This window comes from Stenotrophomonas sp. 05L44_2, assembly GCF_056665995.1.
Genome location: NZ_JBFTNR010000130.1, coordinates 1 through 10,778, shown reverse-complemented (window position 1 = coordinate 10,778; position 10,778 = coordinate 1). Strand labels below are relative to the sequence as shown.

The following is a 10,778-nucleotide window of genomic DNA, read 5'->3' as shown; positions in this document are numbered from 1 at the left end:
GTGGTGCAGTGGTGTCGCGAGTATTTTGCTGATCGCGCCTGAAAACCGATCCTCACGCCGCCGGATTCATCTTCGGATAACCTCGGCTTCGGAAAATGCGCGGTCTTTGTCCCTCCTTGGCCGAGTCCCCCCATGAGCCAACCCGAGCTGTCTGTCGTTGTCCCCGTATTCAACGAGCGCGACAACGTCGCGCCCCTGGTGGCCGAAATCACCGCTGCACTGCGCGGACGGCTGCCGTTCGAGATCGTCTACATCGACGATCATTCGCGCGATGACACCCTGGCCGTGCTGCAGGGCCTGAAGGCCACCACGCCGGAGCTGCGCGTGCTGCACCACGTCTCGCAGAGCGGGCAGAGCACCGCGGTACGTACCGGCGTCAAGCACGCGCGTGCGCCGTGGATCGCCACCCTCGACGGTGATGGCCAGAACGATCCGGCCGACATCCCCAGGCTGCTGGACGCCCGTGATGCGGCCGATGCCCAGGTGAAGCTGTTCGCCGGCTGGCGCGTCAACCGCCAGGACAGCGGCAGCAAGCGCTGGGCCAGCAAGTGGGCCAATGCCATCCGCGCGCGCATGCTGCGCGATGACACTCCCGATACCGGCTGCGGCATCAAGCTGTTCGAGCGCAACGCCTTCCTCGATCTGCCSTACTTCGAYCACATSCAYCGCTATCTGCCGGCGCTGATGCAGCGTGCCGGCTGGAAGACCACCAGCGTGCCGGTCAACCATCGCCACCGTACGGCCGGCGTGTCCAAGTACAACAACCTGGGCCGCGCGCTGGTCGGCATCCGCGACCTGCGCGGCGTGGCCTGGCTGATCACCCGCAGCAAGCGCACCGCGGTGGAGGAGCGTTGATGGATCTGGAGCTGCACTGGCTGGACCAGCCGCTGACCTGGTTGTACTGGACCGGCCTGCATGTGACCGGCTGGAAGCTGATCGGCTACACCGGCGCGTTGATGTTCGGTGGCCGCTGGCTGGTCCAGTTCGTCGCCTCCAAGCGCGCCGGCAAGCCGGTGATCCCGCGCCTGTTCTGGTACATGAGCGTGGTCGGCAGCCTGATGACGCTGAGCTACTTCCTGTTCTCGGCCAAGCAGGACTCGGTGGGCGTGCTGCAGAACCTGTTCCCGGCGTTCACCGCGTTGTACAGCCTGCAGCTGGACATCAAGCATCGCGGCTGGAAGCGGGACAAGGCCAGTCACTGACGCCCTGGTAGATGCCGACCTTGGTCGGCGCTGGTTTTCTCCGGGTGCCAACCAAGGTTGGCAGCTACCAGAGCGGCGACGCAGGCACCGCTGTGGTAGCGCCGGGCCATGCCCGGCGGCTGTGGAATGGCGGCCAACATCGGCCGCGCTGCGCGCTCGCGGGGCATGGCCCCGCGCTACCGTGCGCCTTCGGCGCTGGGTCTCCCCGCCTGCCAACCAAGGTTGGCAGCTACCAGGGCTAGGCCCAGGCAGAACCTGTTCCCGGCGTTCACCGCGTTGTACAGCCTGCAGCTGGACATCAAGCATCGCGGCTGGAAGCGGGACAAGGCCAGTCACTGACGCCCCGGTAGACGCCGACCTTGGTCGGCGCTGGTTTTCTCCGGGTGCCAACCAAGGTTGGCAGCTACCAGAGTGGCCACGCAGGCGCCGCCGTGCCCGGGTGATGCCGACCTTGGTTGGCCCGATGCGTCCGCGGCAGGAGCATCCACGCATGGCGTGGATCTACTGAGGCAGGACCTTCGTCCCATGCCATGCGCGGTGAGGGGTGCCATGATCGGGGTCTGCCTTCCCGGGAACCTGTGCTTGTGAAAACCCGTCTTGCCGTAGCCCTGCTGATCGCCCTGTCTGCCCCTGCCGTGGCCCTGGCCGCACCACCCACCGCCGTCGCGCCGGCCAGCGTGGCTACCGAGTCGCCCGCCGATGCCGCCTTCCGCGCGCTGTACGAGAAGGAATGGAAGTGGCGCCAGCAAGGCGGCGGCGAGGCCAGCGAGGACGAAGACGCGCCGGCCAATGCCACCCGCATGCCCGACGTCGGCCCGGCCGCGCAGCAGGCACGCCTGGAGGTATGGGACCAGACCCTGGCCGCGCTGAAGAAGATCGACCCGAAGACCCTTTCGCCCGACAACCAGGTCAACTACGCGATCTACCGCGACCAGGTGTTCAACCTGGCCGAAGAAGTGCGCCTGCGCGGCTACGAGATGCCGTTCAACGCCGATTCCTCGTTCTGGTCCAACCTGTCCTTCATGGCCCGGCGCGAAATGAAGACCGTGCAGGACTACCAGAACTACATCGCGCGCTTGAATGATGTGCCGCGCTACTTCGACCAGCAGACCGGGAACATGCGTGCCGGCCTGAAGCGCGGCTTCAGCGTGCCGCGTGCGGTGCTTGATGGCCGCGAGGTGTCCATCGCCACTGTCGCCGAACTGAAGGACCCGACCGAATCGCCGTTGTACGCGCCGTTCAAGAAGCTGCCCAACACCGTCCCGGCTGCGGAGCAGGCCAAGCTGCAGGCACAGGCCCGCGCGGCGATCAGCGGCAAGGTGGTGCCGGCGTTCCAGCAACTGCGCACTTTCTTCGTCAACGAATACGTGCCACAGGCGCGTACCACCCTGGCCGCCGAAGCGATGCCTGACGGCAAGGCGTACTACAAGCAGCAGATCCACGAATACACCACGCTGGACCTGTCGCCGGACGAGATCCACCGCATCGGCCTGGATGAAGTGGCACGCATCCAGAAGGAAATGAACGACATCATCAAGCAGGTGAAGTTCAAGGGCAGCTTTGCCGAGTTCCTGACCTTCCTGCGTACCGACCCGCAGTTCTACGCCAAGACGCCGGAAGAACTGCTGTCGCGCGCCGCATGGATCTCCAAGCGCGCCGATGGCCAGCTCGGCAAGTACATGACATTGCCGCGCGCGCGCTTCACCATCGTGCCGGTGCCGCCGGACATCGCGCCGTTCTGGACCGCCGGCCGTGGTGGCATGGGCACCTACTGGCTCAACACCTACAACCTGCCGTCGCGCCCGCTGTACAACCTGCCGGCGTTGACCCTGCACGAATCCGACCCGGGCCATGCACTGCAGGGTGCCATCGCTGCCGAGCAGAAGAACCTGCCGGAGTTCCGCCGCAATGCCTACATCTCCGCCTATGGCGAAGGTTGGGCGCTGTACTGCGAGAAGCTGGGCGTGGAAATGGGCATCTACGAAACCCCGTACGAGGATTTCGGTCGCCTGACCTACGAGATGTGGCGCGCCACGCGCCTGGTGATCGACACTGGCGTGCACAGCAAGGGCTGGAGCCGCGAGCAGGCGCTGGCCTACCTGCGTGACCACACGGCGCTGAGTGAGCACGAAGTGACCACCGAAGTGGATCGCTACATTTCCTGGCCGGGGCAGGCGTTGAGCTACAAGCTCGGCGAGATCGCCATCGTGCGCCTGCGTGCGCAGGCCGAGAAGGAGCTGGGCGACAAGTTCGACGTCAAGGGCTTCTGCGGGACGGAGCCCTTTCCGCTGGAAAGGGCTCCGACCCCCTCTCATCTCACCCTGCCACGCGCACCTTCGCCACGCGCGCGGCGAAGGTCGGCAGCACCAGCAGGGTCAGCACCGTGGCGGTGATCAGGCCACCGATCACCACCGTCGCCAGCRGCTTCTGCACTTCCGCACCGGAACCACTGGCGRTCGCCATCGGAATGAAGCCGACGATGGCCACCAGTGCGGTGGTCAGCACCGCGCGGATACGGCTGGATGCACCGTTGATTGCGGCCATCATCGGCACGTCACCGGCGTCCAGACGCTCGCGGATCGCCTGCATCAGCACCAGGCCGTTGAGCGTGGCCACGCCGGACACGGCGATGAAGCCCACCGCGGCCGACACCGAGAACGGCATGCCGCGCAGCAGCAGGGCGAGGATGCCGCCGACCAGCGCCAGCGGTACGCAGCTGAACACCAGCACCGCTTCCTTGCCGCTGCGCAGGGCCATGAACAGCAGGCTGCCGATCAGCAGGAATACCACTGGCACCACCGTGGCCAAGCGCTTTTCCGCGCGCTGCAGGTTCTCGAACTGGCCACCCCAGGTCAGGTACGCACCGGGCGGCAGTGCCACGTCGGCCACGGCGGCCTGTGCTTGGCCAACGAATCCGCCGAGGTCGCGGCCGCGCACGTTGGCCTGCACCACCACCCGGCGGCTGCCGTTGTTGCGGCTGATCTGGTTCGGCCCTTCGCTGACGCTGATGCGTGCCACCGAGGACAGCGGAATCACCACGCCGGCCGGCGTGGCGATCGGCAGCGAGGCCAGCTGATCCGGGTCGTTGCGTGCGCTGTCATCCAGACGTACCACCACATCGAAGCGACGGTCGCCCTCGAAGATCTTGCCGGCTGCCGTGCCGCCGATGCCGGTGGACAGCGCATCGCTGACGTCGGCGGCGGTCAGCCCGTACTGCGCTGCCGCTACATGGTCGATCTTGACGTTGAGCGTGGGCAGGCCGGAAATCTGCTCCACCCGCACATCGGCCGCGCCCTCCACCGCGCGCAGCTTCAGCGCCACCTGGTCGGCCACCTTCTGCAGCTGGCTGAAGTCATCGCCGAAGATCATCACTGCCAGGTCGGTGCGTACGCCGGAAATCAGCTCGTTGAAGCGCAGCTCGATCGGCTGGCTGAACTCGAAGCTGTTGCCCAGCTGCTGGCCGGCCAGTTCTTCGAAGCGGGCCACCAGCGCCTCCTTGCCCAGCGTCGGATCGGGCCAGTCCGCACGCGGCTTGAGCACGATCACGCTGTCGGAAATGTTGGTCGGCATCGGGTCGATTGCCGCTTCGGCGGTGCCGGTACGCGAGAACACCGTTTCCACTTCCGCTTGCTGGGCGATGGCCTTCTCCAGTGCCAGCTGCATCGCCAGCGACTGCTCTAGCGAAGTAGACGGGACGCGCAGTGCCTGCATCGCCACGTTGCCTTCATCCAGGGTAGGCATGAACTCGCGGCCGAGCAGGCCGAACGAACCAATGCCCACCAGCAGCATCAACGCTGCACCGGCGATCACTGCGCGCGGCCGCGCGACGGCCTGGCGGATGATCGGCTCGATGCGTCCACGCAGCACGCGGATCAGCTTCGTTTCGTGCTGGCCATCATCACTGTGTGCCTCGCCTTCCTTCGGCTTCGGCTCGCGCACCATCAGCGCGGCCATCGCCGGCACGAAGGTGAAGGAGAAGATGAAGGCACCCACCAGGGCCAGCATGAACGTAGCGGCCATCGGGTGGAACGTCTTGCCCTCCACACCTTCCAGGGTGAGGATCGGTGCGAACACCAGCAGGATGATCAGCTGGCCGAACGCTGCCGGGCGTGCCATCTTTCGCGCCGAATCGGCCGCTACGCGCAGGCGTTCCATCGCGGTCAACGCACGGCCCAGTTCGGCACGACGCTGGCCCAGCATCAGCAGCGTCGACTCGATCACGATCACCGCGCCGTCCACCAGGATGCCGAAGTCCAGCGCACCCAGGCTCATCAGGTTGCCACTGATGCCGAAGCGGTTCATGCCGATCACCGCGAACAGGAACGACAGCGGGATCACCAGTGCGGTGATCGTCGCCGCGCGCAGGTTGCCGAGCAGCAGGAACAGCACCACCACCACCAGCAGCGCGCCCTCGGTGAGGTTCCTGGCCACGGTCTTGATGGTGGAATTGACCAGCACGCTGCGGTCCAGCACCGGCGCGGCCACGATGTCCGCCGGCAGCGAGGCATTCACCTGCTGCAGCCGTGTGGCGGCCGCCTGGGCCACGGTGCGGCTGTTGCCGCCGGCGATCATCAGCGCGGTACCGAGCACCGCTTCATGGCCGTTGCGGCTGGCCGCACCCAGGCGGGGTGCGCGGCTGAGGCCGACATCGGCCACATCGGCCACCCGCACCACCACGCCGTTGCGGGTGGCTACCGGCGCCTGTGCCAGATCGTCGGTGGTCAGTGCCAGACCGTCGGCACGCACCACCAGGCCTTCGCCGGCGCGCTGCACGAAGCCGGCACCGGCCTGTACGTTGGAGCGCTGCAGGGCCGTCACCAGATCAGCCAGGCCCAGGCCATGCGCGGCCAACCGCGCGCTGTCCGGATGCACGCCGTATTCCTTCACGTAGCCACCGACGGTGTCCACGCCCGCCAGCCCGGGGCTGGAGCGCATCTGCGGCGCGATGATCCAGTCCTGCACGGTGCGCAGGTAGGTGGCACGTTCTTCCGGCGTGCGCAGCAGGTTGCCTTCCGGCGTGCGGTAGACCTCGCCGGCCTGCCAGCCGGCTTCACCGGGCTTGGCCAGCTTCGCAGGGTCGAACGCGGTGAAGTCCACCGTCCACATCAACACCTCGCCGAGGCCGGTGGTGACCGGCGACAGCATCGGCGAGGCACCCTCGGGCAGCGCTTCGGCGGCCTCGCGCATGCGTTCGGCCACCTGCTGGCGGGCGAAGTAGATATCGGTGGCATCGGTGAAGATCGCGGTGACCTGCGAGAAACCATTGCGCGACAGCGAACGGGTGGTGGTCAGGCCGGGGATGCCGGCCAGCGCGGTTTCCAGCGGATAGGTCACCTGCCGCTCGATCTGCTCGGGCGTCAGTGCCGGTGCCACGGTGTTGATCTGCACCTGGCGGTTGGTGATGTCCGGTACCGCATCGATCGGCAGCTTGCCGAGCTGGAACAGGCCCACGGCGGCAACGAGTGCAGCCAGGGCCACGACCAGCCAGCGGTGGCGTACCGCGGTTTCAATGATGAGCTTGAACATGGAAGGTCCTCAGTGCCCGTGCTCGGCTTCGCCCTTGGCCAGTTGGGCCTTGAGCAGGAACGCGTTGGCGCCGACGATGCGTTCGTCGCCGTTCAAGCCGCCGAGAATCTCGATGCGGTCACCGGCACGTCGGCCGGCCAGTACCGGCTGCACCTTGAAGCCGCCCTGGACGGCGACGAATACCGCGCTGCTGCCGCCGACGTTCTGTACCGCATCAGCCGGCACGCTCAACGCGCCGTCCTTGCCGTCGGTGACCACCACCGCCGACACCGGCGAACCGGCCGGTGGCAATGCGGCATCCACCGGCATGGCACGGATCACCGCCACGCCACCCTGCTGGCGCACATCGGCGGCCGAACCGGTGACGGCGGCACTGAAGCTGCCGCCCGGCACGGTCACTTCCAGCGTCATGCCCGGCGTGACCTGCGCGGCCAGCGCCGGTGGCGCGGTGAACACCAGCTCGTTCATCGACRGATCGGCGACGTCGGCCACCGGGCTGCCGGCCGCCACCACGCCGCCGGGCGTGACCTGCACATTGCCGACGATGCCGGCCACCGGGCTGGTGACGCGCACGCGGCCGCTGCTGTCGGGCGAACCGTTGGCGGCGGCCTGTGCCTGCGCGGCGGCGACCTGCGCCTGCGCCGCCAGCGAGCGCGCGCGTGAGGTTTCCAGTTCCTGGCGAGCGACCACGCCCTGTTCGACCAGCGCCTTGTCGCGGCCGTGGGCCAGGCGCGCCGCCTCTGCCTCCGCGGCGGCGGCAACCGCATTGGCGCGGAACACCGCCGCCTCGCCACTGACCACGATCGCCAGCGTCTGGTTCTGCTTCACTGCCGTGCCCGGTGCGACCAGCACGCGCTCCACGCGACCGGTCACGGTGGAAGCGACCGAGGCACGTGCACCGATYGACGGTTCCACCCGGCCGGACAGCCGCGTCGAACCACCGCCGCCGCGGCCGACGGCCACCACGTCGATGCCGGATGCCTTGATCTGCTCTGGCGTCAGCTGCACCACGCCTTCATCGGCATCTGCCGCGTTGCCGGTTTCGGCCTTGGCGTCGGTGCTGTCGGCGGCGTGGCCATGGCCATCGTCAGCCGTTGCCTTGCCGGCGGGCTCCGAGACTGCCGGGGCCTGTGTGTTACCAGAACAACCGGCCAGCAATGCAGTCAGCAACAAGCCGCCAACCAGCGGGAAAGAACGGGACAGGTTCATCGGGCCTCCACAAAGGGTGCGCGCCCTTCGAGGCGGGCGAGATCGATTTCCGCGCCGACGCGCGACAGGCGCGCGTCCACGGCGGTGCCGCGGGCGGCGATGAGGGCACTGCGGGTGCTGCGCAGTTCCAGCTGCGAGATGCGCCCGGCGTCGAAGCCGATGCGCGCCAGCCGATAGGCTTCCTCGGCGGCGACCACACTTTCGTCGGCGGCGCGGGTGCGGCTGCCGGCGGCCTTCAGGCCCGCTACCGCCGACAAGCGTTCGGCTTCGCTGTCGCGCCGCTGCTGGTCCAAGCGCGCTTCGGCCGCGCGCTGTTCGGCACTGGCGGCGCGGATGCCACCACGATTGCGGTCGAACAACGGGATCGAGAGACTGACGCCGAGCGTGTAGGCCTGTTCGCGGTCCTCGCGGAAACGCGTCTGYGCGGCGGTAACGCTGAGGTCGGGCAGGGCGCGCTTGCGCTCGACGTCGACCAGACGACCGGCCGCATCAACTTCGGCTTCGGCCACACGCACGGCCAGAGCCACATCGATGGCGCCACGCGGTGCTGGCGGTGCGCGATCGAGCAGACTGTTGTCGATGGTCTGCACCGGTGCATCCAGCAGGGCCGCACCGGCCAGGCGGGCCAGCGCGGCGTCGCGGAAGRCCTGCGCCTCATCCAGCGCGGCGCTGGCATTGGCCACTTCACTCTGTGCCTGCACGGCACGCAACTGCGGCTCGCGGCCATGCTTGACCATGGCGGTGACCGCCGCCGCATCGTCCCGGGTGAGGCTCAGCGCTTCTTCGGCCAGCGTGTAGCGACGCAGGGCGCTTTCCGCCTGTGCGTAGATCGCCGCCAACTGGCTGGCGACATCGCTGCGGCTCTGCGAACCCCGCAGGGCAGCGGCCTGTGCCTCGGCGCGGGCGGCGCGGACGCGCGCGCCGCGCTGGCCCCAGACCTCCAGAGGCTGGGACAGGGTAAGCACGGTGTCGGCCCGGCCCATGCCGCCGTAGGAGCCTGTGCCCCAAGCGTTTTCGGCGGACCAGGAAAGGGACGGATTGGGCAGCGCCCGGGCCTGGTCGGCGCGGGCGTCGGCCGCCTCGGCCAATGCCGCGCCGACGCGGGCGCCGGGCAGCTGGTCCAGGCGTTCAAGCAGGGTGTCGTACGAAGGTGCGGCTTGTGCGGCGACCTGTGCGGCGGGGATCAGGCCCAGCAGCACGGCGACGACCAGCCCGGCCGCGCGCGGCGACCGACGTGTCAGGATCGACATAGGGGGATTCCGGTTGTGAGTGAAACGGGAGCCCGCGATTGCGGGACGCGCTCAACTCACGCCCGGGGAGGACGTGCCAGTTCGTCCTGGGCGACCGCATAGGTCGCCGCATCGCCTGCATTCGTCCAGCGCGCCGGTTGCGGCGTGCCAAAGGCGGCGAAGGTGCTCGCCGGCAGGCTCAGGTTGGAGTGGTGGCAGTGGTTGTGGCTGCAGGCAGCGGCGTGCTTGCCGTCGTTGTCAGTGTCACCGTCGGCATCTTCGGCACCGGCTTCCACATGCACCACGGTGCTGTCGTGCGGTTCCACCGCACACGCCAGCACATCAGCCACCGGCACGACCACGAATGCCGCCATCAGCAGCATCAGCAGGGTCGAACGAAGGTGGCGGGCGATCCGGCGCATGGAGGGGAGGCTAGCAAGCGGTTTTCGGTGGATACAATATCAATGGCCACCTCGGGAATTTGTCGGCGTGTTCCGTTCAGGCGGGTGTCCGGGGTGCCGGCCGCTGGCCGGCAATCCCATGAACCCTGCTGGCGCAATGCGCTGCCGGCCAGTGGCCGGCACTACCTGTCCGCAGGCAGCTTGGCGATCACCTTGATCTCGAACTGGARCCCATACAGCCAGGTCACGCCGATGCCGGTCAGGGTCGGGTGCGGCGCTTGGCCCCAGTACTCGGGCACGATCGCCCAGGCCTTTTCGAAGGTGGTTTCCGGATCGACCAGGAACACGGTCACGTCGATCACGTCATCGAACGTGCAGCCGGCCGCGGCCAGCACCGCGTTGAGATTGTCGAAGGCGCGGCGGACCTGGGTCTCGAAGTCCGGTTCGGGCGAGCCATCCTCGCGGCTGCCGACCTGGCCGGAAACGAACAGGAAGCCATTGGATCGGATCGCCGGCGAATAGCGGTTTCGCTCGTACAGCGCCTGCCGGCCGGCGGGAAAGACAACATCACGGTGGGACATGGGACGGATTCCAGACGGGAGCGGACCATCCTCCCCGCTGTCGCTGCCTGGATAAACCGTGATGATCGGTCTAGATTGATTGCATATTCCAAACAATCACAGCCACGGCCATGGACCGTTTCGAAGCGATGCGCGCGTTCGCCCGGGTGGTGGAGACCGGCAGCTTCACCCGCGCCGCGCACACCCTGCAGCTCAGCCGCACCACGGTCACCCAGCTGGTGCAGCAGCTGGAAGCGCATCTGCGGTTGCGGCTGCTCAACCGCACCACGCGCCGGGTCAGCGTCACTGCCGATGGCGCGGTGTATTACCCGCGCATCGCTCGCCTGCTGGCCGAGCTGGAAGAGGTTGAAGGGGGGCTGGGCGAGGCCGCCGCACAACCGCGCGGGCGCCTGCGCGTCGACGTGCCGGGGCCGTATGCGCGCCTGCGGCTGGTGCCGGCATTGCCGGATTTCCAGGCGCGCTATCCGGAGATCCAGCTGGACATCGGCGTCAGCGACCGCGAGGTCGATGTCATCGCCGACAACGTCGATTGCGTGATCCGTGGTGGCGCGCCTGCCGATCCCGCGCTGGTGGCACGACCGCTGGCGCGCCTGCCGATCGGCTTCCACGCCAGCCCGGGCTATGTGCAGC

Annotated in this window: 8 protein-coding genes and 2 pseudogenes; 5 read left to right on the top strand and 5 right to left on the bottom strand. The window is 67.9% G+C overall.

The annotated features are described in order from the left end of the window. Nucleotides 1–132 precede the first annotated feature (132 nt). The 4 genes and pseudogenes from AC1VAN_RS06550 to AC1VAN_RS06535 form a co-directional block, all read left to right on the top strand. Complete coding sequence (locus AC1VAN_RS06550) at nt 133–855, top strand: glycosyltransferase family 2 protein (protein ID WP_480985499.1); 723 nt, start codon at nt 133–135, stop codon at nt 853–855. Then, nucleotides 855–1,202: a lipid-A-disaccharide synthase N-terminal domain-containing protein gene (locus AC1VAN_RS06545; protein WP_025878793.1), complete on the top strand. Its 348-nt coding sequence runs from the start codon at nt 855–857 to the stop codon at nt 1,200–1,202. The genes AC1VAN_RS06550 and AC1VAN_RS06545 overlap by 1 nt, the downstream gene beginning before the upstream one ends. A gap of 249 nt (nt 1,203–1,451) precedes the next feature. Beyond that, a pseudogene (locus tag AC1VAN_RS06540) lies at nt 1,452–1,541 on the top strand (lipid-A-disaccharide synthase N-terminal domain-containing protein); the annotation flags it as partial. A 245-nt stretch (nt 1,542–1,786) separates the two neighbouring features. Further along, a pseudogene (locus tag AC1VAN_RS06535) lies at nt 1,787–3,469 on the top strand (DUF885 domain-containing protein); the annotation flags it as partial. 49 nt (nt 3,470–3,518) lie between these two features. On the opposite strand, the gene AC1VAN_RS06530 reads toward AC1VAN_RS06535, so the two are convergent. The 5 genes from AC1VAN_RS06530 to AC1VAN_RS06510 form a co-directional block, all read right to left on the bottom strand. Next, complete coding sequence (locus tag AC1VAN_RS06530) at nt 3,519–6,728, bottom strand: efflux RND transporter permease subunit (protein ID WP_480985498.1); 3,210 nt, start codon at nt 6,726–6,728, stop codon at nt 3,519–3,521. A gap of 9 nt (nt 6,729–6,737) precedes the next feature. Further along, entirely contained in the window at nt 6,738–7,937 is a 1,200-nt protein-coding gene (locus AC1VAN_RS06525) for an efflux RND transporter periplasmic adaptor subunit (protein ID WP_480985497.1), read from the bottom strand. After that, entirely contained in the window at nt 7,934–9,187 is a 1,254-nt protein-coding gene (locus tag AC1VAN_RS06520; protein WP_480985496.1) for a TolC family protein, read from the bottom strand. The genes AC1VAN_RS06525 and AC1VAN_RS06520 overlap by 4 nt, the downstream gene beginning before the upstream one ends. Before the next feature lie 56 nt (nt 9,188–9,243). Continuing rightward, nucleotides 9,244–9,588 (bottom strand): hypothetical protein, encoded by a 345-nt coding sequence (locus tag AC1VAN_RS06515; protein ID WP_032976781.1) that lies wholly within the window; start codon nt 9,586–9,588, stop codon nt 9,244–9,246. 161 nt (nt 9,589–9,749) lie between these two features. Beyond that, nucleotides 9,750–10,148, bottom strand: a complete 399-nt coding sequence (locus AC1VAN_RS06510; RefSeq protein WP_480985495.1) for a RidA family protein — start codon at nt 10,146–10,148, stop codon at nt 9,750–9,752. Between the two features lie 110 nt (nt 10,149–10,258). Between AC1VAN_RS06510 and AC1VAN_RS06505 the strand changes: the two genes are divergently transcribed. Continuing rightward, nucleotides 10,259–10,778, top strand: a 520-nt coding sequence (locus tag AC1VAN_RS06505; protein WP_480985494.1) for a LysR family transcriptional regulator, incomplete at its 3' end; no start/stop codon positions are given.

Bases quoted from the DNA above. Each gene is read 5' to 3' on its own strand.
- AC1VAN_RS06515 (WP_032976781.1), bottom strand. From the start codon at position 9,588: ATGCGCCGGATCGCCCGCCACCTTCGTTCGACCCTGCTGATGCTGCTG.
- AC1VAN_RS06545 (WP_025878793.1), top strand. From the start codon at position 855: ATGGATCTGGAGCTGCACTGGCTGGACCAGCCGCTGACCTGGTTGTAC.